This is a genomic window from Nocardiopsis sp. B62 (genome assembly GCF_018070675.1).
Lineage (GTDB): Bacteria > Actinomycetota > Actinomycetes > Streptosporangiales > Streptosporangiaceae > Nocardiopsis > Nocardiopsis prasina.
On the sequence record NZ_JAGPXK010000005.1, the window covers coordinates 142,282 to 165,340 of the forward strand.

Annotated in this window: 26 protein-coding genes; 14 read left to right on the forward strand and 12 right to left on the reverse strand. The window is 70.1% G+C overall.

What is annotated here, in order from left to right; genetic code table 11:
- Positions 1-5 precede the first annotated feature (5 nt).
- Positions 6-446, forward strand: a complete 441-nt coding sequence (locus tag KBX21_RS08020; RefSeq protein WP_210841508.1) for a protein-tyrosine phosphatase family protein — start codon at positions 6-8, stop codon at positions 444-446.
- Positions 447-474: 28 nt separating this feature from the next.
- Here KBX21_RS08020 and plsX read toward each other — a convergent pair whose 3' ends face one another.
- Positions 475-1,554: a phosphate acyltransferase PlsX gene (plsX, locus tag KBX21_RS08025; RefSeq protein WP_049576918.1), complete on the reverse strand. Its 1,080-nt coding sequence runs from the start codon at positions 1,552-1,554 to the stop codon at positions 475-477.
- A 431-nt stretch (positions 1,555-1,985) separates the two neighbouring features.
- On the opposite strand from plsX, the gene KBX21_RS08030 reads away from it, so the two are divergent.
- Complete coding sequence (locus tag KBX21_RS08030; RefSeq protein ID WP_210841592.1) at positions 1,986-3,329, forward strand: KamA family radical SAM protein; 1,344 nt, start codon at positions 1,986-1,988, stop codon at positions 3,327-3,329.
- 242 nt (positions 3,330-3,571) lie between these two features.
- Here the strand turns inward: KBX21_RS08030 and KBX21_RS08035 are convergent, their stop codons facing one another.
- Positions 3,572-3,805 (reverse strand): DUF397 domain-containing protein, encoded by a 234-nt coding sequence (locus tag KBX21_RS08035; RefSeq protein WP_210841509.1) that lies wholly within the window; start codon positions 3,803-3,805, stop codon positions 3,572-3,574.
- Between the two features lie 498 nt (positions 3,806-4,303).
- The gene (locus tag KBX21_RS08040; protein ID WP_049579382.1) at positions 4,304-5,149 is read right to left on the reverse strand and encodes a helix-turn-helix transcriptional regulator; all 846 of its coding nucleotides are present in this window, start codon (positions 5,147-5,149) and stop codon (positions 4,304-4,306) included.
- A 373-nt stretch (positions 5,150-5,522) separates the two neighbouring features.
- Between KBX21_RS08040 and KBX21_RS08045 the strand changes: the two genes are divergently transcribed.
- Positions 5,523-6,074, forward strand: coding sequence for an ATP-binding protein (locus KBX21_RS08045; protein WP_049579380.1), 552 nt, complete (start codon positions 5,523-5,525; stop codon positions 6,072-6,074).
- 146 nt (positions 6,075-6,220) lie between these two features.
- Positions 6,221-6,580 carry an STAS domain-containing protein gene (locus tag KBX21_RS08050; protein ID WP_049579378.1) on the forward strand — a complete coding sequence of 120 codons (360 nt, stop codon included), beginning with the start codon at positions 6,221-6,223 and terminating at the stop codon, positions 6,578-6,580.
- A gap of 106 nt (positions 6,581-6,686) precedes the next feature.
- Here the strand turns inward: KBX21_RS08050 and glmS are convergent, their stop codons facing one another.
- On the reverse strand, positions 6,687-8,540 hold the full coding sequence (glmS, locus tag KBX21_RS08055; RefSeq protein WP_082206747.1) for a glutamine--fructose-6-phosphate transaminase (isomerizing): 1,854 nt from the start codon (positions 8,538-8,540) through the stop codon (positions 6,687-6,689).
- Positions 8,541-8,873: 333 nt separating this feature from the next.
- On the opposite strand from glmS, the gene coaA reads away from it, so the two are divergent.
- From coaA to KBX21_RS08075, 4 genes are all read left to right on the forward strand, one after another.
- Positions 8,874-9,779, forward strand: a complete 906-nt coding sequence (gene coaA, locus KBX21_RS08060; RefSeq protein WP_307869179.1) for a type I pantothenate kinase — start codon at positions 8,874-8,876, stop codon at positions 9,777-9,779.
- Positions 9,780-9,863: 84 nt separating this feature from the next.
- Complete coding sequence (locus KBX21_RS08065) at positions 9,864-10,169, forward strand: hypothetical protein (RefSeq protein ID WP_049579373.1); 306 nt, start codon at positions 9,864-9,866, stop codon at positions 10,167-10,169.
- A gap of 182 nt (positions 10,170-10,351) precedes the next feature.
- Positions 10,352-12,481, forward strand: a complete 2,130-nt coding sequence (locus KBX21_RS08070) for an AAA family ATPase (protein ID WP_210841511.1) — start codon at positions 10,352-10,354, stop codon at positions 12,479-12,481.
- Positions 12,482-12,585: 104 nt separating this feature from the next.
- The gene (locus KBX21_RS08075) at positions 12,586-12,996 is read left to right on the forward strand and encodes a hypothetical protein (RefSeq protein ID WP_210841512.1); all 411 of its coding nucleotides are present in this window, start codon (positions 12,586-12,588) and stop codon (positions 12,994-12,996) included.
- A gap of 148 nt (positions 12,997-13,144) precedes the next feature.
- Here the strand turns inward: KBX21_RS08075 and KBX21_RS08080 are convergent, their stop codons facing one another.
- Positions 13,145-13,861, reverse strand: coding sequence for a hypothetical protein (locus KBX21_RS08080; RefSeq protein WP_049579366.1), 717 nt, complete (start codon positions 13,859-13,861; stop codon positions 13,145-13,147).
- A gap of 236 nt (positions 13,862-14,097) precedes the next feature.
- On the opposite strand from KBX21_RS08080, the gene KBX21_RS08085 reads away from it, so the two are divergent.
- The 3 genes from KBX21_RS08085 to KBX21_RS08095 all read left to right on the forward strand — a co-directional run bounded on the left by KBX21_RS08085 (position 14,098) and on the right by KBX21_RS08095 (position 18,144).
- The gene (locus KBX21_RS08085; RefSeq protein ID WP_210841513.1) at positions 14,098-15,000 is read left to right on the forward strand and encodes a universal stress protein; all 903 of its coding nucleotides are present in this window, start codon (positions 14,098-14,100) and stop codon (positions 14,998-15,000) included.
- Between the two features lie 324 nt (positions 15,001-15,324).
- The gene (locus KBX21_RS08090; protein ID WP_049579362.1) at positions 15,325-17,133 is read left to right on the forward strand and encodes a phosphoenolpyruvate carboxykinase (GTP); all 1,809 of its coding nucleotides are present in this window, start codon (positions 15,325-15,327) and stop codon (positions 17,131-17,133) included.
- 237 nt (positions 17,134-17,370) lie between these two features.
- Positions 17,371-18,144 (forward strand): DUF4239 domain-containing protein, encoded by a 774-nt coding sequence (locus tag KBX21_RS08095; protein WP_210841514.1) that lies wholly within the window; start codon positions 17,371-17,373, stop codon positions 18,142-18,144.
- A 45-nt stretch (positions 18,145-18,189) separates the two neighbouring features.
- On the opposite strand, the gene KBX21_RS08100 is transcribed toward KBX21_RS08095, so the two are convergent.
- Complete coding sequence (locus tag KBX21_RS08100; RefSeq protein ID WP_210841515.1) at positions 18,190-18,477, reverse strand: hypothetical protein; 288 nt, start codon at positions 18,475-18,477, stop codon at positions 18,190-18,192.
- A 138-nt stretch (positions 18,478-18,615) separates the two neighbouring features.
- On the opposite strand from KBX21_RS08100, the gene KBX21_RS08105 reads away from it, so the two are divergent.
- Positions 18,616-18,759 carry a hypothetical protein gene (locus KBX21_RS08105; protein ID WP_156208181.1) on the forward strand — a complete coding sequence of 48 codons (144 nt, stop codon included), beginning with the start codon at positions 18,616-18,618 and terminating at the stop codon, positions 18,757-18,759.
- 591 nt (positions 18,760-19,350) lie between these two features.
- Positions 19,351-19,683, forward strand: coding sequence for a type II toxin-antitoxin system HicB family antitoxin (locus KBX21_RS27090; protein ID WP_210841516.1), 333 nt, complete (start codon positions 19,351-19,353; stop codon positions 19,681-19,683).
- 55 nt (positions 19,684-19,738) lie between these two features.
- Here KBX21_RS27090 and KBX21_RS08115 read toward each other — a convergent pair whose 3' ends face one another.
- The 6 genes from KBX21_RS08115 to KBX21_RS08140 all read right to left on the reverse strand — a co-directional run bounded on the left by KBX21_RS08115 (position 19,739) and on the right by KBX21_RS08140 (position 22,617).
- Positions 19,739-20,281: a hypothetical protein gene (locus KBX21_RS08115; protein WP_210841517.1), complete on the reverse strand. Its 543-nt coding sequence runs from the start codon at positions 20,279-20,281 to the stop codon at positions 19,739-19,741.
- Positions 20,282-20,446: 165 nt separating this feature from the next.
- On the reverse strand, positions 20,447-20,734 hold the full coding sequence (locus tag KBX21_RS08120) for a hypothetical protein (protein WP_210841518.1): 288 nt from the start codon (positions 20,732-20,734) through the stop codon (positions 20,447-20,449).
- Positions 20,735-20,925: 191 nt separating this feature from the next.
- Positions 20,926-21,498: an ATP-binding protein gene (locus tag KBX21_RS08125; protein WP_210841519.1), complete on the reverse strand. Its 573-nt coding sequence runs from the start codon at positions 21,496-21,498 to the stop codon at positions 20,926-20,928.
- A gap of 101 nt (positions 21,499-21,599) precedes the next feature.
- Positions 21,600-22,121, reverse strand: coding sequence for a hypothetical protein (locus tag KBX21_RS08130; protein ID WP_210841520.1), 522 nt, complete (start codon positions 22,119-22,121; stop codon positions 21,600-21,602).
- Complete coding sequence (locus tag KBX21_RS08135; protein ID WP_210841521.1) at positions 22,121-22,381, reverse strand: hypothetical protein; 261 nt, start codon at positions 22,379-22,381, stop codon at positions 22,121-22,123. The genes KBX21_RS08130 and KBX21_RS08135 overlap by 1 nt, the downstream gene beginning before the upstream one ends.
- Entirely contained in the window at positions 22,378-22,617 is a 240-nt protein-coding gene (locus KBX21_RS08140) for a hypothetical protein (protein ID WP_307869174.1), read from the reverse strand. Before KBX21_RS08140 ends, KBX21_RS08135 begins: the two co-directional genes overlap by 4 nt.
- Before the next feature lie 195 nt (positions 22,618-22,812).
- Here KBX21_RS08140 and KBX21_RS27095 point away from each other — a divergent pair, with 195 nt between their 5' ends.
- On the forward strand, positions 22,813-23,052 hold the full coding sequence (locus KBX21_RS27095; RefSeq protein WP_307869175.1) for a helix-turn-helix transcriptional regulator: 240 nt from the start codon (positions 22,813-22,815) through the stop codon (positions 23,050-23,052).
- Positions 23,053-23,059 lie beyond the last annotated feature (7 nt).

The following is a 23,059-nucleotide window of genomic DNA, read 5'->3' on the forward strand; positions in this document are numbered from 1 at the left end:
CCTCCATGAACCAACCGTGGAACCCCGAAGCCCCCGGTGTGTTGAGGCTCCCGTCCGGTCGCGTAGTCCGGGGCCGCGGCCTGGGCTACCCGTTGCCGCAGGGCCCCGTCCCCGTGTTCGGGCTGTACCTGCTGGACCACGAACCGCCGACCTTCACCTGGTCCGGTCGCTGGGTGCACTGGCCGGACTTCGGCCTGCCCGCCGACGACGCGGACGCCCTGGCCGCGCTCCGTGAGGCCCTGGAACGCGCGGACCGGGAGCGGGTGGAGCTGGCCTGCCTGGGCGGGCGGGGCCGGACCGGGACCGCGCTCTCCTGCCTGGCGGTGCTGGACGGGGTGCCCGCGTCCGAGGCCGTGGCCTACGTGCGCGAGCACTACTCGTCGCACGCGGTGGAGACCCCCGAACAGGAGGCCTACGTGCGGGCCTTCGGCGGCTCCGAGGGCTGAGCCGGGGGGAGAGCGGCCCGGGTCCGGCTCAGCGCTCCTCGGAACGGCGGTGGAGCCAGTGCGGGGAGCGCAGGGGCACCCGGCGGCGGATCTGGTCGCCTATCCGGCCGCCCGCGAGGTCGTGGGCGAGCCGACAGGCCTGCGCGACGCCCTCGGGGTGGCTGTCGCCGTGCGCGATGACCACGGTGCCGTTCAGGCCCAGCAGGGCGGCGCCGCCGTAGGTCTCGCTGTCGAACCGCTCCCGCACGCGGCGCAGGGCGCCGCGCTGGAGCAGGGCCCCGGTCCGGGCCAGGGTGGACGAGGTGAGCGCCTCCTTGAGGGCGTTCATCGTGAACGCGGCGGTCCCCTCGATGGTTTTGAGCGCCACGTTCCCGGTGTGGCCGTCGGTCACCACCACGTCGACCCTTCCCCGCAGCAGGTCGTGGCCCTCGATGTTGCCCCGGAAGTCCATGGACTCGGAGTTCTCCGGGGCCGCCAGCAGTTCGCTTGCCCTGCGGATCAGTCTGTTGCCCTTGCCGGGCTCCGAACCGATGTTGAGCACGCCCACACGGGGGCGTTCCACTCCGAAGGCGGTCTGGGCGTAGGCGCACCCCAGGTGCGCGAACTGGACCAGCATCTCCGGTTTGGCGTCCGCGTTGGCCCCGGCGTCCACCAGGATCGTCGGCACCGGGCCGGTCGGCAGGGTCACCGCCAGAGCCGGGCGCAGCACCCCGGGCTGGGTGCGCAGCCGCACGGTGGAGGTGGCCACTATCCCGCCGGTCGAGCCCGCCGAGACCAGCGCGTCCGCGTCGCCCCGGCGGATCAGGCGACAGGCCACCGCCGCGCTGGAGCGGGGCCGACGCCAGCTGGCCAGGGCTCCCTCATCCATGGCGATGTTGTCCTCGGCGTGCACCACCGGGATGTGGCGCAGGGCGCCCTCCTCGGCGAGCTGGGCGGCGATCTCGGTGCGACGCCCCACGAGCAGGACCCGCAGGCCCAGCTCGCGGAAGGCCATGACGGCGCCGCGTACGATCTCCCGGGGGGCGTTGTCGCCGCCCATGGCGTCCACCGCGATGATGGGCGGTGACGTGCGCGGTACCGGTGCGTCCGCGTCGGGTGTGCCAGTCACAGCTTCCTCACACGGTCGGTTGGTGCTGACGGACGGGAGTGGCGTGTGGTTCGCGCGGTTGGGCGCGGGCCCACGGCACGGATGAACACGCCCCTTGGGGGCCGTGCGGGGTGATGTGGTGACACGCTATCGGGTCGCCCTCCCGCTGACTGCGGACGGCACCTTCGTGTACCCGTGCGAGGATACTTCCTGTATGTCCAGGTCAGGGCTGGATATTACGCAGAGCGGGTACAAAGCCCCTAGACGGGGTATATCCGCTCGCTGGCTGAGTCGCTGAAAACACTCTGGTCACAGCCGATAACTGATTTTTCATCCCCAGGTGGTCGCCCGGCACCCGTATGCCGGAGCCACCGGGTCAGGGCTGCCCTGCTCCACGCGGGCGGGCCCCTGTCCAACCGCAGGAGAGGAGAGGCGTGAGCGTAACGCCAGACGTGGCACAGTCCCCGTCCGCCGGACGTCGGTTTCGTGCCTACACGACGAAACACCTTGACGAGCTCACGGCGAGAGCCGGTCTCGCGGCTGACGAGCAGCTCGCGGTCAAGGCGGTCGCCCATGTGCTGCCGTTCCGGGTCAACAGCTACGTCATCGACGAGCTGATCGACTGGGACGCCGCTCCCGACGATCCGATCTACCGCCTGGTCTTCCCGCAGGCCGACATGCTCCCCGCGGACGACGTCTCGCGGATCGCCGACCTCATCAGTGCCGGGGCGGGCCGCAAGGAGCTCAACGAGGCCGCCAACGGGGTCCGCGCCAAGCTGAACCCGCACCCGGCCGGGCAGATGGACCTCAACGTGCCCACCACGGGCAACGAGGAGCCCATCCCGGGCATCCAGCACAAGTACAAGGAAACGGTCCTCTTCTTCCCGAAGCAGGGCCAGACCTGCCACGCGTACTGCACCTACTGCTTCCGCTGGGCGCAGTTCGTCGGTGACGCCGACCTCAAGTTCGCGTCCGGCGAGATCGACCAGATGGTCGACTACGTGCGCAACCACCCCGAGGTCACCAGCGTCCTGTTCACCGGTGGCGACCCGATGATCATGGGTGAGGGGGTCATCTCCCGCTACATCGAGCCGCTGCTGGAGATCGAGCACCTCGAGGCGATCCGGATCGGGACCAAGGCGCTGGCCTACTGGCCGCAGCGCTTCACCACCGACCCGGACGCGGACGACACGCTCCGCCTGTTCGAGAAGGTCGTGGCCTCGGGCAAGAACCTCGCGTTCATGGCCCACTTCTCGCACCCGAACGAGATGAAGTCCGAGCTCGTGCAGGAGGCCGTGCGGCGCATCCGCGCCACCGGGGCGATCATCCGCACCCAGGCGCCGCTGATCCGCACGATCAACGACGACTCGGCCACGTGGGAGGACATGTGGCGGACGCACCTGCGTCACGGCATGGTGCCCTACTACATGTTCGTCGAGCGTGACACCGGCCCGCAGGACTACTTCGCGGTGCCGCTGGCGGAGGCCTACGACATCTTCCGGGGTGCCTACCAGAAGGTCTCCGGACTGGCCCGGACCGTGCGCGGCCCGTCGATGTCGGCGACCCCGGGCAAGGTGTGCGTGGACGGGGTGACGGAGATCTTGGGAGAGAAGGTCTTCGTCCTGCACTTCATCCAGGCGCGCGACCCGGAGCTGGTCGGCCAGCCCTTCTTCGCCAAGTACGACGAGAAGGCCGCCTGGCTGTTCGACCTCAAGCCCGCCTTCGGTGCCACCCACTTCCCGTGGGAGAACGCTCCGATCGGCGCCAACGGCCTGGTCGACCCCGCCCGCCTCTAGCGGGAGGCCCCGTCCGCCCCGGTGGGCGGGGCGGCGGACAGCGGAGCCCGGCACCCTGGTGGGTGCCGGGCTCCGTCCGTGTCCGTGTCGTGGACGGATGCAGGCCGCCGTGGGACGGGTGTCGACCACGGGGCCGACGACGCGGACACGGTCCCGGGATGGTCTGCCTGTGGGGGAGGTGAGGAGGGCCCGGGGCCGGGGGGTTCGTGGGGGTGCGGTGCGCGGGTCCGGCACCGCTCCGGTCAGTCGAGGAGGGCGTCGAAGTCGCCGGTCTTGGCGCCTCGGACGAAGGCCCTGATCTCGGCGGGCGTGTAGACCAGCGCGGGCCCTTCAGGGTCGCGGGAGTTTCGCATGGCGATGTCACCGCCGGGCAGGGTCGCGACCTCCACGCAGTTGCCGTCCGGGTTGCTCCAACTGCTCTTGGTCCATACGACCTCCAACCGGTCCGCGGGGACGCCGTTGTAGATCGGTTGCATCCTCAACCTCCTGGAAGTTCGGGGACTGGTGAGCGGGGTGTCCGCGAACGGCTCAAGCGGGCCGTGCGTGGCGGACCTGACCACCCGGACGTCCGCCTTGTCCAGGGGCGATCGGTTTCTTGGCGGGTGATCCATTTGTCCCCATACGAGCCCAAAGCGTAGTCCATGCACGTGCATCGGTGATTGCATCGGTAATCAACCCCCCGTGTGCGCACACGGGGAAGTCGAAGGAACCGCACGTCAGACCTAACGTGCCAGGGCCGCCGAAGGTTCGCCTTTCCGCGATTGTTTCCCAGTCGTGGCCGAAGTCGGACACGCAAGCGACCCCGTGGGTACGCAGGGCGTTCACGGGGTCGCGGGGGGTGCGGGTCCGGGCGCGGCCAGTCCGTGCGGGGGGCGGGACGTGGCGGGCCGATGTGGGGGATCGGCGAGGGCCGAGGGCGGCCGGTCGTGGGTGGCTGTGCGCGGACGGGTGTCCGCAGGACCGGCTCGGAAACCTCAGCCCCCGTAGCGCTTGAGGAAGCCCTGGAGGATGTCGGGGGTCTGGCCCGGGAGGGGAGCCTGGGTCGCCAGGTGGTCCATGGTCTGGGCGTAGCGGCTGGTGTCGTCGAACTTGTCGAAGTACAGGGCGCTGCTCAACTGCTCCAGGTAGACGACGTCGGGCAGCTGCGGTGTGGGGAACCGCAGGATGCTGAACGGTCCGCCGGCGGCCGGGTGGCCGCCCATGGCGAACGTGGCGATCTGGATGGTGACGTTGGGGCGGCGGGCCATCTCCAGCAGGTGCTCGACCTGCTCGCGCATGATCTCGGCGTCGCCGAAGGGGCGGTGCAGGACCGCCTCGTCGATGACCGCCCACAGGCGCGGCGGATCGCCCTCGGCCGAGGTGAAACGCCGTTGCCGATGCATACGCATGTTCACACGGCTGTTGACGTCCTCCTCCGAGTTCGCCGTGCGCGAGAGCCGGATCACCGAGCGGGCGTACCCCTCGGTCTGGAGCAGTCCGGGTACGAACTGGACCTCGAAGGTCCGGATGACCGACGCGGCCTCCTCCAGGCCCACGTAGACACCGAACCACTGCGGCAGCACGTCGCCGTACTTGTGCCACCAGCCCTGGGCGTTGGCGCTGGAGATCATCCCGACCAGGGCCTCGCGCTGCCCGGCCTCCTTCACTCCGTACAGCTTCAGCAGGTCGTCGACGTCCCGGTGTTTGAAACTGACCTGGCCGAGCTCCATACGGCTGATCTTGGCGTGGGACGCGCGGATGGCGTATCCGGCGTCCTCCCGGGAAATGCCCTTCTCCTGGCGCAGGCGCCGCAGCTGGGTGCCGAGCAGAATGCGCAGCACGGTGGGACCACCACTGGAATTGGCCAGGAAATCCTGTGTGACCTGGTGGTTCGACGTCGGGTCTGCTACCACTTCGCCTCCCTATGGAGTGGTATTGGCGGGAGCGACCGCTCAGTATACCGATGTCGTTCTTCCGGGACAGAGGGGCCGAGAGCCGAATCGAGCCCCAGCGCAGGGTACCGGCGAGAATCCCGTAAGGCGGGCGGACGAATTCTTCGTGAGGGGGCCTACCGAAAAGGGGAGGGCTTCCTATAGTGTTGCCCAACGTTGGTCTGCACGTGCATCTGTGGTTTGCGTATGTAAGGAACACGTACGCGGGGCAGGGAGCGGCGCAGGACGGACGCGCGAACCGACATCATCCGTGAGGACCGTGATGAACACAGAGCTGGTGCCTTCGGAGCTGCACGCCGGGGCATCCTGGGGCCGACCCTCCCGGACACGCACGCCCGAGTCGACGCGCGGCGGGTGGTGGGACCCGTCGCTCGGTCGCCTGGGTATCGGGGAGAGCCGGTGTGCGCCTGGTGGCGCCGCCGCCTCCTTCGGGGCGGTGCCGGACTCGGTCCGGTCGGCCCGTGAGTTCGGGGCCGAGAACCTGACCGCGTGGGGGCTCACGCGGCTGTCCGAGGACGTCCGGCTCATCATCTCCGAACTGGTCGGCAACGCCTGTCGGCACGCGGTGGCCGACGAGCCCCCCGAGCGCACCCGGGTCACCCTCCAGCTGCGGCCCTTCCCCCGGGACGGTGCGGTGGTGTGCATGGTCGCCGACCCCGAGCCGCGCGGACCGGTCCGGGTCGAGGCGCACCATTTCGCCGAGTCGGGACGCGGGCTCGGGCTCGTGGCCGCATTCAGTCGCGAATGGGGCTGGAATCCCGTGGACGGTCACGGAAAGATCGTTTGGGCGATTTGCGGTTCTGATCCGTTCTGACGCTACGCCGATATCCACGGGAAACGGACGGCGACCGTGTTCCGGGACAGGTGTGGAGTCCGCCAAGCCGAGTAGGCTGTCAATGCATGTCGGCATTTGACCGACGGCGGCAGAGACCCCACCGACCCCCAACACGGGAGTAAGGCGTGGACGTACTGGACCCGGACCAGGAGCGCTTCCGCTGCGACGGCATGACCGTCATCCACCTCGAGGGCGAGATCGACATCGCCACGGCCGAGGGCGTCTTCGCCCGCCTGGCCTCCTCCGTGATCGAGAACTGTACGATCGTCGACCTTTCCCTGGTGGGCTTCATCGACGCCTCGGGGGTCAACGCGCTGGTCGGTGCCATGCGGATCGCCTCCGGTTCCCAGCACCACCTGCTGATCTCGAACCCGCCCCGGCAGCTGAACCGCATCCTGGACGTCCTGGACCTGCACGGGATGCTGCCCACCCACGCCGACGTCGTCGCGGCGAGGGCCAGCCACACCGCCCACGTCCCGCACTGACCCCCGGGATCGCGCGCGGCACCGGCCCGCGAACGCAGGCGGGGTGCGCCGCCGGGGGGATGCCCCGCGCGACGCACCCCCGGACCACCTGGGTACGTGTCCCGACCTACTCCACGGTCACGCTCTTGGCGAGGTTGCGGGGCTGGTCGACGTCGTTGCCCTTGGCCAGGGCGAGTTCACACGCGAACACCTGCATGGGGATCGTCGCGACGATCGGCTGGAGCAGGGTCGGCACCGCGGGGATCTCGATGAGCGAGTCCGCGTACGGGCGCACCGACTCGTCGCCCTCCTCGGCGATCACGATGGTGCGGGCGCCGCGGGCACGCACCTCCTGGATGTTCGACACGATCTTGTCGTGCAGCACGCTGCGCCCCTTGGGCGAGGGCACCACGACGACCACCGGCAGACCGTCCTCGATCAGCGCGATCGAGCCGTGCTTGAGCTCACCGGCGGCGAACGCCTCGGCGTGCATGTACGCCAGCTCCTTGAGCTTGAGCGCGCCCTCCATCGCCACCGGGAAGCCCACGTGGCGGCCCAGGAACAGGACGGTGTTCTCGTCGGCCAGGGAACGGGCCAGTTCGCGGACCGGCTCCACCGAGTCCAGGACCCTCTCGATCTGCTCCGGCATGGTGGCCAGCTGCGCGATCACGGCGTTGATCTCGTCGCCGAACTTCATCCCGCGCACCTGGGCCAGGTACAGGCCGATCAGGTAGCAGGCGGCCAGCTGGGTGAGGAAGGTCTTGGTGGCGGCCACCCCGACCTCCGGGCCGGCGTGCGTGTACAGCACGCCGTCGGACTCGCGCGGGATCGTCGAGCCGTTGACGTTGCAGATCGCCAGCACACGGGCGCGCTGCTCGCGGGCGTAGCGGACCGCCATCAGGGTGTCCATGCTCTCGCCGGACTGCGAGATGGCGATGACCAGGGTCTGCTGGTCCAGGATCGGGTCGCGGTAGCGGAACTCGCTGGCGACCTCCACCTCGCAGGGGATCCGGCACCAGTGCTCGATCGCGTACTTGGCGATCAGGCCCGCGTGGTACGACGTGCCGCACGCGATGATGACGATCTTCTCGACCGACCGCAGCTCGGCGGGGGTCAGCCGCATCTCGTCCAGGGTGAGCTGGCCGTCGACCGAGACCCGGCCCAGGAGGGTGTCGGCGACAGCCTTGGGCTGCTCGACGATCTCCTTGAGCATGAAGTAGTCGTAGCCGTCCTTCTCCGCCGCCGAGGCGTCCCAGTCCACGTGGTACTCACGCACGTCCACCGGGTTGCCGTCGTAGTCGGTGACGACCACGGAGTCGGCGCGCAGCTCCACGACCTGGTCCTGGCCGAGCTCGACCGCCTCACGGGTGTGGGCGATGAACGCCGCCACGTCGCTGGCCAGGAAGTTCTCGCCCTGGCCGCGACCGACGACCAGCGGGGAGTTGCGGCGCGCCGCGACGACCAGGTCCGGGTCGTCGACGGAGACTGCGACCAGGGTGAAGGCACCCTCCAGGCGCTTGCACACCTCGCGCATGGCCCCGGGGAGGTCCCCGTCGCCGCGCCGCTCCAGCTCCTTGCTGAGCAGGTGGGAGGAGACCTCGGTGTCGGTCTCGGACAGGAACTTGCAGCCCTGCTCCTCCAGCTCCAGTCGGAGGGCGGCGAAGTTCTCGATGATGCCGTTGTGGACGACGGCCACCCGGTTGTCGTTGTCGACGTGGGGGTGGGCGTTCACGTCGTTGGGCGCGCCGTGCGTGGCCCAACGGGTGTGACCGATCCCGGCGCCCTCACCCGAGACCGGGTTCTCCTCCAGGGCCTGACGCAGGTTGGCGAGCTTGCCCGCCCGCTTCTGGGAGCGCAGGGTTCCTTCACCCAGCACAGCGACACCCGCGGAGTCATATCCGCGGTATTCCAACCTCGCGAGGCCGTTCACAACGACCTCTAGCGCCGGTTGCGGCCCGACGTAGCCAACGATTCCGCACATGGGCGCCAGCGTAAGCCAAAAGATGTCCGGAATCGACCAACCAGTGGTTCATACCACTTGTTGTTTTCCCAGGTGGCGGTATAGACCATTTGGTGCATGGAGAGTAGACCACGCAGGTGGGAGGGTGGGAGTGGTCGCCGAGTGGAACCGGTTCCCACTCCGACGAACCCACCCAAAAAACCTTGCGTGTCGCGCGTGTGAACGTGTGGAGTCCGGCACGTTCGGCCTCCGTGTCGGACAATCGGGGGACCGGCTGCCCGGAGTGGGGGAGCGCCTCGTCTAAGGTGGTCAACCGTGTCTCACGCGACGAAGAACGGCATCTCCTCGCCGTACGTGGAACTGGACCGCGCGGCCTGGGCCGCCCTCCGGGCCTCCACGCCCCTGTCCCTGACCGAGGCCGACCTCAGCGACCTGCGAGGTACCAACGACCCCACCTCCCTCGACGAGGTCCGCGACATCTACCTGCCGCTGTCACGGCTGCTCAACCTCTACGTGGGCGCCACGCAGCAGCGGCACGCCGCCGTGTGCGCCTTCCTCGGGGAGTCCGACCGGCCGTCACCGTTCATCATCGGCGTGGCGGGCAGCGTCGCCGTGGGCAAGTCCACCACGGCGCGACTGCTGCGCTCCCTGCTCGCCCAGTGGCCCAACCACCCGGACGTCGAGCTCGTCAGCACCGACAACTTCCTCCACCCCAACTCCGTCCTCCAGTCGCGCGGACTCATGCGCCGCAAGGGGTTCCCGGAGAGCTACGACCGGCGCGCGCTGGTCCGGTTCGTCTCGGAGATGAAGGCCGGGGCCGACCGCCTCGACATCCCCGTCTACTCCCACCTGCACTACGACGTCGTTCCCGACGAGCGCCAGACCGTGCACCGCCCCGACATCCTCATCGTCGAGGGCATCAACGTGCTCCAGCCCGCGACCGCCGGACGGCTGGCCGTCGCCGACTTCTTCGACTACTCCATCTACGTGGACGCCAAGGTGGACAACGTCCGCAGCTGGTACCTGGAACGGTTCCGGGAGCTGCGGCGCACCGCCTTCTCCGACCCCCGGTCCTACTTCCACCACATGGCCACCACCATCGAGGAGAACGAGGCCCTGGAGTTCGCCGCCAACACCTGGCAGACCATCAACGAGGTCAACCTCGTGGAGAACATCCGGCCGACCAGGGGCAGGGCCACCCTCGTCCTGTTCAAGGGCGACGACCACCGCGTCAGCCGGGTGCGCCTGCGCAAGACCTGACCCGCCCACCCCGCCCGCGGGGCCGGGGGTCCCACAATCCGGCGAACGGCCCCGTGCTCCCCGCCTCATGACTACCGTGACCCTATGGCCACTCCCAACGAGTACGTCCCCACCCCCACCGAGGTCATCGCATCATGGATCCCGCATGATGGCCGCTGGGACAAACAGGCCCGCGCCGCAGCCCGCAGAGGCGTGACCGACCTGCGCCAGTACGTGATCGGACTGGTCTCCGACTACCGCGACGGCGGCGTCGAACTCACCGACGAGTACGACCGGCGGACCATCGACGCCGTCGTCGAGGACGTGGAGCTCGGGGGCGGGCTCGGGCGCGTCCGCTGGGACACCGTCCAGGACGCGATGCTCGTCCCGGACCGCTCCGGCGTCTGGTAGTTCCCTCGGGAGTCGGGCGCTGACCACCCGGCTCGGGTAGGCTCACAGGTTCGGCATCACCGCCCCACCGGGGCGTGGTGCGCGCTCATGGATCGGAACGAACCGGGCCCTCGTGGCGACCGGGGCGGGACCGCGCGCACGCGTGAGGTCGCGTCCTGTCCCGCCGAACCACGAGGTCCCCCATGACCACGAACGATCCCTCAGCCGTGTCCGCGGACCCCGAGATCATCGCCGAACGCCGGGCGCTGAGTGCCGCCCGCGCCGCCCTGCGCGGTATGCGTGAGTCGGTCGACGCCACCGAGATCCTCTTCGGTGACGCAGCCAAGGACAAGGTCACCGACGCCGCCCTGCGCCGCGGGCGCGAACGCCGGATGGCCGCCCTGGCCGACGTCCCCGGCGCCCCCCTGTACTTCGGGCGCATGGACTTCGAGCCGGGCACCGTCTTCCTCGACGACACCCCCTCCGAGCGCGCCGACCGCGTGCACATCGGCCGCCGCCACGTCCACGACGGCAGCGGCCGCCCCGTGGTCCTGGACTGGCGCGCGCCCATCAGCGTCGCCTACTACCAGGCCTCACCCAGCGACCGGATGGACGTGCGGGTCCGGCGACGCTACGGGTTCGGCACCGTCACCGGCGAGGACGGCGAGCCCGAGTCGGTCCTCACCGCCTTCGAGGACGAGGACCTCGTGCTCGCCCCCCGGGCTCCCGAGGCCTCGCTGGGCAGCGAACTCCTCAACTCCGAGATCGAACGCCCCCGCACCGGCCCCATGCGCGACATCGTCGCCACCATCCAGCCGGAACAGGACGCCCTGGTCCGCGCCCCGTTGGAGACCACCCTGTGCGTCCAGGGTGCCCCCGGCACCGGCAAGACCGCCGTGGGCCTGCACCGCATCGCCTTCCTGCTCTACAGCGAACGCGAACGCCTCTCCCGCTCGGGCGTGGCGATCATCGGGCCCAACCGGTCGTTCCTCTCCTACATCCGGGACGTGCTCCCGGCGCTCGGTGAGGTGGACGTCCACCAGACCACCGTCAACGAGCTCCTCACCCGGGACCTGCCCGCCCGCCTGCGTCCGGCCCGGGGATGGGTGCGCCGCGCGGAGACCCCCGAGGCCGCGCGCACCAAGGGCTCCGCGGTCATGGCCGAGGTGCTGCGCCGCGACCTGTGGGCGCACCTGCGGGCCCCGGAGGAGACCGTGATGGTCCGCCAGGGCTCGCGCCGTTGGCGGTTGTACCCGGAGGACCTGCGTCCCCTGCTCGACGAACTCGCCGAGCGCGGGGTGGCCTACGGGTCCGGCCGCGAGCTCCTGTCCCACCGCATGGCGCACGCGATCCTCTCCCTCATGGAGGCCGAGGGCCAGGTCTGCGACGACCGGACCCACACCCGGGTGCGCCGGGACCCGGCGGTGCGCGCCGCCGTCACCGCCCTGTGGCCCAAGGTGGACCCGCTCAGGATGGTGCTCGGTCTGCTCACCGATCCCGAGCGCCTGGCCCGCGCGGCCGAGGGCCTGCTCACCGCAGAGGAACAGCGGGCCCTGCTCCTGCCGGGGCGGCCGCGCGGAGCCAAGTCGGCGCTGTGGTCGGAGGAGGACCTGGCCCTGGTGGACGAGGCCACGGCGCTGATCGAGCGGGTCCCGGGGCTGGGGCACGTGGTCGTGGACGAGGCCCAGGACCTGAGCCCCATGCAGTGCCGGGCGATCGGCCGCCGCGCCGGTGCGGGGTCGCTCACGGTGCTCGGCGACATCGCCCAGGGCACCAGCCCCTCGGCGGCCCGCAACTGGACGACGCTGCTGGAACACCTCGGCAAGCCCACCGGCCACCTGCACGCGCTGAACCGGGGCTACCGTGTCCCTGCGCAGATCATCGACTTCGCCGCCCGGCTGCTGCCCTCGATCGCCCCGGGGCTGGGCGCCCCTGTCGCGGTCCGGCGTTCTCCGGGCGCCCTCCGGCTGGTCCCGGCCGCCGAGGGCATGGCCCGAACTCTGGCCGAGTCCTGTCGCGGCGCGCTGAAGGGGGAGGGCTCGGTGGGTCTGATCGCCGCCGACCACCGGCTGCCCGAGCTGTGCGAGGCGCTGGCCGCCGAAGGGGTGAGCGCCCCGCTCCTGGGTGAGGCCGGGATGGACGGCGCCCGGCTGGTGGCGGTCCCGGCGAGCCTGGCCAAGGGCCTGGAGTTCGACACGGTGGTGGTCGCCGAACCCGCCGAGATCATCGAGGCCGAGGAGCGCGGGGTGAACCGCCTCTACGTGGTCCTGACCCGCGCGGTGAGCTCCCTGCACGTGGTCCACACCCGCCCGCTGCCCGACACACTCGCCTGACCTGCGTCCTCGAAGTCCGGCCCGTTCTTCGCAAAGGCGTGTGCAACCCCACGGGCGGTTCCGCCGTCGGACCTGGTGCGGACGGACGCACGAAGGGGGAAAGCATGAGGGGTGTCGTCCTCGACGACCTGGGGAAGCCGGTCGCGATCGGGGGCCCGGAGCTCGACCGACGGCTGCGGGGGGCCATCGAACGCGGCGGCGCCGCCGCGTTCGGGGCGCTGCACGAGGAAGCCGAGGACCGGTTCGGGGCCGACGTGCTTTGGCGGTCGCGGGCCCGGGGTGAGGCCGGGGTGCTCGGCGTCCACACGCGGCTGCGGGATCGTCGGGAGTGGGAGTGGGAGCCCACCCACCCGAACGTCCTCCTGGCGCCTCCGCGCCCGGCCACCGAGGGCGACCTCCCCCGGGCGTGCGTGGAGGCCCTGGGCCCCAGGACCCACGGGACGCGCGCGGCGTCGGAGGCGCACGCTCGGTGGCGGGGCCACGTGCTCGGGGGAGAGGAGCGCCGTTCCGCGTGAGGGACCAAGGAGGCGGACGCGCCCCGGAACCCCGGGACCCGGACCCGCGTGGACCCGGCCCCCGGGCACCCGAACCGAGAAGGCCCGGTCCCGGTGTTCCCCAGCCCCGCAGACCGCCCCCGACAGCAATCGCTGCCGGGCTCCCGGATCAGCTCACGGCGTGCCTCGTGCGCGCGCGCTTCCACTGCCCCGGTACGAGACCCGCGGCCAGCAGCCACAGGGCCACGGTCACCAGGTGGGCGCGTTCGGCCAGACCGAGCGCGACCCCGGGCGAACCGTCTCCAGAGGACGCGAACACCAGCGCGGCCAGGACCAGGACCACCGCGGCGGCCACGGTCTGGGCCAGTGTGATCACCGCGAGGACCACCCAGGAGCGCTCCCCGGCCCTGCGGCGGTCCCAGGTCAGTGCCGCCGACGCCAGAAGAGCGGCCAGGGTGGCGACCACGGCCAGCACCGGCTGGACGGCCGTCGCTCCCCGGACCCCCTCCACCACGGACTCCACAGTGCAGGCGGCGTCCGTGGCCACCACGCACCGGCCGGGCAGCAGGGACGCCGCCAGCGAGGCGGCGCCGAACACGGCCATCGACCACCAGGAGACCGTCAGCCAGCGGCGCGGGCGCCGTGCCCCCAGGGCCAGCCCCAGACCCGCGGCGAGGACCACCAGGATCGCGGCCGTCCGGTACGCGCTGTCGAGGAACTGTCCGAACGCGGAGTCGGGGTCGGCGAGCGCACCTGCGGCGACGCCCGGGCCGACCGGAAGGATGATCTCGACGGCCCACAGGCTGTAGACCACGGCGGCGACCACGGCGGCCACACGGCCGTCGCGGTGGTCCCAGTGCGGTGTCGTGGTGTTCGAGTAAGGCATCGCGCCCCCAGTCTCCCCAGCTGACTCGTGTATGTCTCTCGGACGCAGCGGAGCGCCCGCACGTTCCGTCGTCGCGGGGACACGGGCCGTTCTGGGACCCTACGTCAGCCAACTCGCGGCGGCACTGTTATCCACGGGTGCGTGTTCGAGCGGCATCATCGTGGAACACCACGGGACACCGGCCGGTAGGTCCGGGAGCCGCGAGGGTATCGACGACCTACGGAAGGGCGCACGTGATGAACGGCGCAACCACGACACGATGGCTGATCGTGGGGGTGGACGGCACCGACTCCAGCAGGCACGCCCTGGAGTGGTCCGCGCACCAGGCCTCGCTCCGTGGCCTTGGGGTGCGGATCGTCGCCGCGGCGAACCCCCTGGCCACCGAGGACTTCGGAGTCTGGGGAGATGAGGAGGAACGCACCGAGGACGGACCGGGCGCGGGCGCGCGACGGCTGCTCGACCGCGCCAGCGACTGGACGTCCCGGCTGTTCCCGGAGCTCTCCGTCCAGACCCGCCTCTCCTACTCCCGACCGACGGAGGCCCTGCTCACCGAGGCGGCCGACCCCGGAGCGGTGGCCGTGGTGGTGGGGTCGCGCGGGCTGAGCGGGATCGCCGCCGCGTTCGTGGGGTCGGTGGGAATAGAACTGGCCGCCCGCTCACCGCTGCCGGTGATCGTGCTGCCCCGGGACCACGCGTCCGCGCACGGGGTGCGCAGCCGGGTGATCGTGGGGGTGGACGGCTCCGAACCCAGCCGACACGCCCTGGAGTTCGCCTTCTCCCAGGCGGAGTTCGGCGACACCGACCTGGTGGCGGTGAGCGCCTGGCAGCCGCTGGTCGCCTTCGCGGCGGCCACCGGACCGATCCCGCCCGAGCTCTTCGACGACGCGACCGCAGCCGAGGCCGCCCGGCACGCCCTGGAGGAGGAGCTCATGGACCTGCGCCTGCTCCGCCCCGAGGTCCGCGTCCACACGAGGGTGGTGCGCGCGCACCCGGTCGTCGCGCTCCTGGAGGAGGCCACCCCGGCCGACCTCATCGTGGTGGGCTCGCGTGGGCGCGGCGGCTTCCGAGGGCTGCTGCTGGGATCGGTGAGCCACTCGGTCCTGCACGGTGCCCGGGGTCCCGTCGCCATACTCCGCTGAGCCCGCGGACCCGGGGAGAGGTCTATTCCGCGTGAACCCACCCCTCGTCCGTTGTGTGACGAACAGCACCGTGTGTCGCTCTGGAGGGCCGTCAGGCCCCTGACACAGGGAAAACCGGCTCCGAGCAGTACCGGAGCACGGCCCGCGCGGACACGTTCCGGCACGTACCCGAACCACCCGAATCCCCTGCTGTGCAGTGGAATCAGCTTCGTCGACCCCGGGCGTATAGACCATTGGCCTAGTCCAATTGGTCAGCTTCGGCACTCGTCGTTCATGATGCGAGGGATCTCGTAAGTTCGATGAGGAGCCGTTGTGACTGCTGACGTGGGTACTGATGTGGGCGCCGCCCCGACCAAGAACGAGGAACTCGTCTCCTGGGTTCGTGAGGTCGCCGAGCTCACCCAGCCGGACGAGGTCGTCTGGTGTGACGGCTCCGAGGAGGAGTGGACCCGCCTGACCGACCAGCTGGTCGAGCAGGGCACCTTCACCCGCCTCAACTCCGAGAAGCGTCCGAACAGCTTCTACTGCAAGTCCGACCCCACGGACGTCGCCCGGGTCGAGGACCGCACCTTCATCTGCTCCGAGCGTCCCGAGGACGCCGGGCCCACCAACAACTGGATCGCCCCCGACGAGATGCGCGCCACCTTCGGCGAGGTCTTCCGGGGCTCCATGCGCGGCCGCACCATGTACGTCGTGCCCTTCTGCATGGGCCCGCTGGGCGGGGACATCTCCCAGCTCGGCGTCGAGATCACCGACTCCGCCTACGTCGTCGTCTCCATGCGCATCATGGCCCGTATGGGCGACGCCGCCCTGCGCCTGATCGAGGAGCGCGGCGAGTTCGTCAAGGCCGTCCACTCCGTCGGCGCTCCCCTGGAGCCCGGCCAGGAGGACGTCGCCTGGCCCTGCAACTCCACCAAGTACATCTCGCACTTCCCCGAGACCCGCGAGATCTGGTCCTACGGTTCGGGCTACGGCGGCAACGCCCTGCTCGGCAAGAAGTGCTACGCGCTGCGCATCGCCTCCGTGATGGCCCGCGACGAGGGCTGGCTCGCCGAGCACATGCTGATCCTCAAGGTGACCTCGCCCGCCGGGAAGTCCCACTACGTCGCGGCCGCCTTCCCGAGCGCCTGCGGCAAGACCAACCTCGCCATGCTCCAGCCGACCATCCCCGGCTGGAAGGTCGAGACCGTCGGTGACGACATCGCCTGGATGCGCTTCGGCGCCGACGGCCAGCTGCGCGCCATCAACCCCGAGGCGGGCTTCTTCGGAGTCGCCCCCGGCACCGGCGCCAAGACCAACGCCAACGCGGTGGAGACCCTCTGGGGCAACAGCATCTTCACCAACGTCGCGCTCACTGAGGACGGCGACGTGTGGTGGGAGGGCCTGACCGAGGAGGCCCCGGCCAACCTCACCGACTGGAAGGGCCGTCCGTGGACGCCCGAGTCGGGTGAGCCCGCCGCCCACCCGAACTCCCGCTTCACCACTCCGGCCGGGCAGGCCCCGACCATCGCCGACGAGTGGGAGGACCCCGCGGGCGTCCCGATCTCCGCGATCCTCTTCGGCGGCCGCCGCGCCACCGCCGTGCCGCTGGTGTCGGAGTCCTTCAGCTGGCAGCACGGCGTGTACCTGGGCGCCAACGTCTCCTCCGAGAAGACCGCCGCCCAGGAGGGCTCCGTCGGCGAGCTGCGCCGCGACCCGTTCGCGATGCTGCCGTTCTGCGGCTACAACATGGGCGACTACTTCGCGCACTGGATCAGGATCGGCAAGCAGGCCGACGAGTCCAAGCTGCCGAAGATCTTCTACGTCAACTGGTTCAAGAAGAACGCCGACGGCAAGATCGTGTGGCCGGGCTTCGGTGAGAACAGCCGGGTCATCAAGTGGATCGTGGACCGCCTGGAGGGTGAGGCCGCCGCCGTCGAGACCCCGATCGGCTACCTGCCGACCGCCGACGGCATCGACACCGAGGGCCTGGACGTCTCCGCCGAGGACATGGAGTTCGTCCTCGACGTCGACACCGACGTCTGGAAGCAGGAGGCCGCGCTGGTCCCCGAGTTCTTCGGGACCTTCGGTGACGACCTGCCCGGCGAGCTCTGGGACGAGTACCACGCGCTGCTGAGCCGCCTGGAGAAGTAGCGTCTCCCCGACCGGTCCACGTCCACGCGGACGGACGGTCGACTCCCGAGAGGGTGCGGGCACCACGGTGCCCGCACCCTCTCGTTTTTGGTGTGTCCGGGCAGGTCATGACATGGGGGGACAGGTCCCGGTGGGTGCGGGCACGTCCCGGTGACGCTTCGCGCTTTCCACGCGAATGGTGCGGTGCCGCGTGCTAAGGATGGTCCGTCCTTAGCCGAGAATCCCCGGGGAGCCCCCTTGGTCACGTTGTTCGTCGTCCTCGCCGTCCTGGTCGCCATGGTCGGCGGCGCCGCGCTCGCCGCCTGGCGCTACCGGATCAACGGCGCCTTCGCCGACGGTGCCCTGGGGGTCGTCATCGCCCCATGCGTGCTGTCCCTGTACCTGGTGTCGGCGGCGATGGCCGTGGTCATCGGCTGGGAGGACTTCAAGTCGGCCGAGGACGACATGATCGCCGAGGCCGGGGCGGCCCAGGCCCTGTACTGGAGCAGCACCGCGTTTCCCGGCGAGGAGGGCGAGGTCGTGCGCGGCCACCTGCGCGCCTACATGGCGACGGTGGTGGAGGACGACTGGCCGCTGATGGAGTCGCGGGGAGAGCTGAGCCCCGGAGGCGATGATGACCTCGCCCTGTTGGCGGGGTCGGTGCGCGGCCTGTCCGTGTCCGACACCGGCGACGGGCTGGACCGGCTGACGGCGCGCCAGGAGGTCACCAAGCTCAGCGACGCCCGCAGCCAGCGCGCCGACGCGGCGGGGGACCAGATCCCCCTGGCCCTGCTGGTCGTCTCGGCGTTGTCGGCCGTGGCCATCGCGGTGCTGCCGTTCGCGATGATCAGGAAGGGGGCCAGGACGGCCTACTTCTGGGCCGGGGTCAACCTGGTGTTCGTGTTCGGCACGATCGTGCTGCTGCTGTTCATGGGGAACCCGTACAACGGTGTGCTGGCCAACGACGCGGGGGCCATGGAGGACGCGGTGGCGGCGTTCGACCGCGCCGACCTCACGGTGGACCGCCCGTAGGCGGTCCCGGACCGTCCCGCCGGAACCCGGCGGGACGGGACCGCGTCAGTCGGCGTTGCCCGCCACCACGGCACGGCCCCCGACGACGGAGGCACCGGCCGCGACGATCGCGACGACGACCATCGTGCGCAGCGGGGTGAACGCCGAGGACGACGTGGACGGAGCGGGCGGGCCCGCGTCCACCAGGAGCGCCTGGGCGGGGGGCGAGGGTTCGGCGGGCGGTTCGGTAACCGGGGTCGGGGACGCGGGCGGGTCGGGGGTCGGGACGGACGTCGAAGGCTCCGGGGAGGCCTCCGGTTCGGGGCGGTCCGGCTCGGGCTCGGCGGGGGCCACCCGTTCCTCCCGCTCGTGCGGCGGCGCGGGCTCCTCCTGGGGTGGCGGTTCCGGCGCTGGTGGTGCCGGGGGCCGCGGCTCGGGCGGTACCGGCGGAGGCGGAGGCGCAGGCTGGGGGCACGACGGAGCCTGACCCGTGTGGACGACCACGCGGACACCGTTGGCGCACACCAGGACATGGGACCCGGGCCGGACGTCGACGTGGGCGCCTGGGGTGTCCACCTGGGTGCCCGTGGGGCCGACGTCCACCTGGGAGGTGCCGTCGTCGACACGCACCCCTGACGGACCGACATGTACGGAGGGGGCGGACTGTTCGGCGAAGGCCGGAGCGGGTCCGCAGGCGAGTACGCCTGCGCCCGCCACCAGGGTGAGGAGCGCCCAGGTCCGCCGGTGGGTGCCGGGGGCCCTGCGCCGTGCGTGCCGGTGCCGGGGAGGTGACGGGGGTTGTGGGGGCGGTGAGAGGTTTCGTGACCGCCCGTGGTGTGGTCTGTTCACACGGTGATGCTACGGGGTGTGATCGGCGCCCAGGGTGGAACTCGCAACCGCTGACGCGGACGCGGCCCAGGCACTCTCTGGTGCTTCCCAAACGAGGGAGCTGGGGTCAGTATCAATAGTGATACTTACTCTGTATGGGCGGCATTGAGAAGATCCTCGTACGTATACGGGATCAGCCGAAGCCGGTCCGATTCACGGACCTCGCGAAAGTGTGCGGACACTGCTTCGGTGCGCCACGGCGGAGCGGGACCTCGCACCGGGTGTACAGGATGACCTGGTCGGGGGCCCGAGAGTGAATATTCAGAACGACCACGGCGCGGCGAAGGCCTGTCAGGTGAGACAGGTTCTCGCCGCGATCGAGAGAGTGGAGGGGGAGCGGTGAACAGATCCGAACACTACGCCTACCGTGTCCAGTGGTCGGCCGAGGACGAGTCCTATGTCGGGACCGTTGCCGAGTTCCCGTCCCTGTCCTGGGTCGCGCCGGAGAGCTCGGAAGCTTTCGCGGGCATCCGTCGGCTGGCTGCCGACACGGTCGAGGACATGATCTCTTCGGGTGAGAGTCCGCCGTTGCCGATCGGGGAACGGAACTACTCCGGAAAGTTCCAGGTCCGGGTCCCTCCGGAGCTGCACCGCCAGCTCGTGATCGAGGCCGCGGAGCAGAACGTCTCACTCAATCGGCTGGCGGCCATGAGACTCGCGACGCGTGGCTGAACGTCGGGTGCGGGCGTTACGGTGCCCGCACCCGCTTCGTGTGACCCCCGGGTGTCTAGCGGCAGCTGATGTACTTGTTGACGAAGGTCTTGTTCTGCTCGTCGACCTTCATGCGGCCCTGGACGTTGCCAATGGGGGAGAGGTTGGCGGTGAAGCTGCGGGTCTGCCCCGCGTTGATGTTCAGGGTGGGGCCGTTGCGGGTGAGACTGCCCAGCTGCGCGACGGAGAACCTGATGGTCAGCCTCGTGCCGGTGGTCTTCTTGTAGGTGACCGTCGCGCTGTTGCAGCCGGTGGTGCGCGTGGTCAGTGTGCCGTGTGTGATGGGGAGCGACTCGGTGGCGCGGGCACCGACGCGGTCCGGGTCCTCGATCGCCGGAGCGTACTCGGGGTTCTCCTCCAGGAAGGCGTCCAGGCTCTCCACGTCCTCACCGACCTCGAAGACCCCCTCGTCGGTGATGATGACCTCCTGGCTCTCCGTGTGGACCTGTCCCATCTCGGCGCTGGCGGTGCCGGGAACGAGCAGGACGGTGGCCGTGACCAGGGCGGACAGCGCGGTGAGGCGGGACGTGTGCTTCTGACGGGGGGAAGAGCGGTGCACTTTGTCCTCCGGTGGTGGGTTCGCGCGGGGGTGCTGTGAACCTACCAACCGCCGACTCGACGGCCCAAGGGCCTTTCGGTCCCGGGACCATCCGTACCCCTATGTGGGCGGGGATGGCCGGGGCCCGGTGGCGAGGTCGTCACCGGGCCCCGTTCTCTCGTCGGGTCAGCTCAGGATGCTGAGGTGGTGGGGGAGGTTCCGGCCCAGGGCTTCCAGGGTGGTCAGTCCCAGGAGGAGGGTGGAGCTGATGGCGGTGGCGGGCCACCCCCACCACCGGCGCGGCGCCCGGTGACGGCCCCGGGGAAGCACGGGTTCCGGCTCGGCCCGGGAAGCGGCCTGTTGGGCTTCCCGGGCCTCCCGCGCCGCGCGTTCGCGCTGTTGGCGGGCGACGTGCACCCAGTGCGGCACCGGACCGTGTTCGAGCATGTAGGCCACCCGGGGGTTGCCCTGCATCTGGCGGAGCAGTCGTTCCTGACGGGCTTGGTGCGATTCGGGCTCCTGGGACGCCGCTGACGGAACCGGGACGCCCCAGGAGGGGGCGGACCTCGACCTCCGCTGCGGGCGTGCGGTGGGTCGGGGGAAGCGGTGGCCTCGGGGTGCGGCCAGGACCGACCGCACTTCTGTGCTGACCTGAGCGCTGCCGGTCACCGAGCACCACCACTGGCGGAGTCGGTTCGGCGCGTGCTGGTGCCACCGGTGGTCAGGGTGGGGAGGGTGAACTCGGCCCAGATGACGGTGCCGAGACCGGCGCAGAACGGGAAGCCCAGTACTGGGCGGAACCCCCACCGGGACGCCAGCTCGCCCACCATGAAGAGCCCCCGGCCGCGTTCGGCCTGAGCCCACTCCCTCCTGGTGCGCCTGCGCGGAACCCTGGGGGCGCTGTTGGTGGTGGCATCGGTGCGGGTGCCGTCGTCGATGATCGAGATCCGGACCGTTCCCGGACGAGGCAGGTCCAGGGTGCGGACGACTCGTCCGTCGGGGTCTTCTCCGGAGCGGGAGTGCTCGCAGGCGTTGGCGAACATCTCGCTCACGCACAAGGCCATCTCCTCCCGCACCTCGATCGTAGGGCCGGTCATCCGGCCGAGGTCGGTGTTCAGGTCCGCGCGGACCCGGCTGGTCTGCGACAACTGCCCCGGGTAGACGCGGTACTCCCACCGCCGTCCGGCGGGTGGGGTGATCGTGTGGTTGAGGGCATGCGTGTGCGGCACAATGGCCATGTCGGCAATCTCTTTCTCTTAGACGGGTGTGGGTTGTCGGCCTGCTCTGGGGGTGTTGACGCACCCGCCAGAGCTTTTTCATGGAAGGGCTTCGGGGTCTCTCAGGCTGCGGGCGGAGGTTCCGGATCGCTGCGGTGAACGCCGAGGTGGCGGTGGGCGAGCAGCCGCAGGAGATCGGTGCGGTTGGGTGCGGTGATGCGCTCGTAGGGGTCGCCGTCCCCGGTCCAGCCCAGGGGGCGGCGGGCCACGTAGACCTCGTTTGGGGGCTGGCCTTCGACGGTCATGTTCCAGTGCTTGTGCAGCAGGGTGCAGAGCACGTGTTCGGGGACCGGCAGCGACTCTGTCTGGGGGTTGTGCTGCTTCGGGACCGTGCCCGCCACCGGCCTGTTGCCGGGTACCCGTATGGGTGCGGGGTGGTCGTGGATGGCCTGGTCGATCAGCTGCATCGCTTGTTGCGCGTCGCTCTCTTCTCGGGCGATCCGCAGGGCCTCCAGGACCAGGGGGAGGCGGTTGCGCAGGGTGTGGTTGTGCCACACGTCCACCTGCGCGGGAGTGAGATGAGTAGGGGCAGTCAGGGCGTCTTCGGCCACGGCCAGCAGGTCCCGGGTGTCGACGTCCAACATCAGCGCTCTCCCTCGATCTGGTTCCAGGGGTTGTTGGTCGGGTTGTAGGAGAGGTGGAACCAGACCTGTCGGAGCTTCGGGTTGCCGTTGTCGCCCCACTGGTCCGCCAACGCATTCACCAGCCCCAAACCCAGTCCCTTGCGCTTACGGAACGGGGTGCCCACCGTGCGGGAGAAGTAGTGGGCGGGGAACGGCTTGATGAAGCTGGCCAGCGGGACCGTCGCCTCACGGTCGGTCAGTTCGGGAGAGAACACGCTCACGAGGTCACCGCCAAACGCCGCAACCCGGCCAGGACGGTCCCCAGGACCTGCATGGGCATGGCGTCGATCGGCCTCCTGGGCGAGGGGATCAACGGACCACGAGAACGAGACGTGGTGCGGCGGGGGTTTGTGGCGAAGGCCCGCACCCGCGCGGCCTGCCGGGGACGACGGCGGCTCATGGCCTCGGTAGCGAGGTAGAGCACACACACCAGCTGGGAGAGATTCAGGGATCGCACAAGCGACTCCTTCGTCGGGTGCCGCTGGATGAAGGCGGCGATGGATGAGTACGTCTCCATACTTCACTTAAAACTTTTAAATCGCAAGACCCAAATCAAGATACAGTGATCCGAACTACCGTGATGAGGAGTTGCGAAATGTCTGGTTCGGGTCGGGCGGCGATACCATCGGCGACAGATCCAAAGGAGGTCGATTTGAGCAGCCCATCCGTCGCCAGACGGCAGCTGTCTGCGCAGATGCGCGCGAAGCGAATCGCCACGGGCAAGACCATCGAGCAGGTTGCTGAGGACCTGGAGTGGTCGAGCACGAAAGTCTCGAACATCGAAACTGGACGGTCGAAGAAGCCCGCTGTGACGGACGTCCGTGTGTTGCTCGATCTGTACAAGGTCAGGGACTCAGCAGAGCGGGAAGCGATTCTCACCCTGGTCCGTTAGTCTCGGG

What these genes read in the sequence shown, in the direction of transcription:
- KBX21_RS08020 (WP_210841508.1), top strand. Translation starts at nt 6, where the DNA reads ATGAACCAACCGTGGAACCCCGAAGCCCCCGGTGTGTTGAGGCTCCCG.
- KBX21_RS08035 (WP_210841509.1), bottom strand. Translation starts at nt 3,805, where the DNA reads ATGCAACCGATCTACAACGGCGTCCCCGCGGACCGGTTGGAGGTCGTA.
- KBX21_RS08045 (WP_049579380.1), top strand. Translation starts at nt 5,523, where the DNA reads ATGAACACAGAGCTGGTGCCTTCGGAGCTGCACGCCGGGGCATCCTGG.
- glmS (WP_082206747.1), bottom strand. Translation starts at nt 8,540, where the DNA reads ATGTGCGGAATCGTTGGCTACGTCGGGCCGCAACCGGCGCTAGAGGTC.
- KBX21_RS08065 (WP_049579373.1), top strand. Translation starts at nt 9,864, where the DNA reads ATGGCCACTCCCAACGAGTACGTCCCCACCCCCACCGAGGTCATCGCA.
- KBX21_RS08070 (WP_210841511.1), top strand. Translation starts at nt 10,352, where the DNA reads ATGACCACGAACGATCCCTCAGCCGTGTCCGCGGACCCCGAGATCATC.
- KBX21_RS08075 (WP_210841512.1), top strand. Translation starts at nt 12,586, where the DNA reads ATGAGGGGTGTCGTCCTCGACGACCTGGGGAAGCCGGTCGCGATCGGG.
- KBX21_RS08080 (WP_049579366.1), bottom strand. Translation starts at nt 13,861, where the DNA reads ATGCCTTACTCGAACACCACGACACCGCACTGGGACCACCGCGACGGC.
- KBX21_RS08085 (WP_210841513.1), top strand. Translation starts at nt 14,098, where the DNA reads ATGAACGGCGCAACCACGACACGATGGCTGATCGTGGGGGTGGACGGC.
- KBX21_RS08120 (WP_210841518.1), bottom strand. Translation starts at nt 20,734, where the DNA reads ATGCAGGGCAACCCCCGGGTGGCCTACATGCTCGAACACGGTCCGGTG.
- KBX21_RS08125 (WP_210841519.1), bottom strand. Translation starts at nt 21,498, where the DNA reads ATGGCCATTGTGCCGCACACGCATGCCCTCAACCACACGATCACCCCA.
- KBX21_RS08130 (WP_210841520.1), bottom strand. Translation starts at nt 22,121, where the DNA reads ATGTTGGACGTCGACACCCGGGACCTGCTGGCCGTGGCCGAAGACGCC.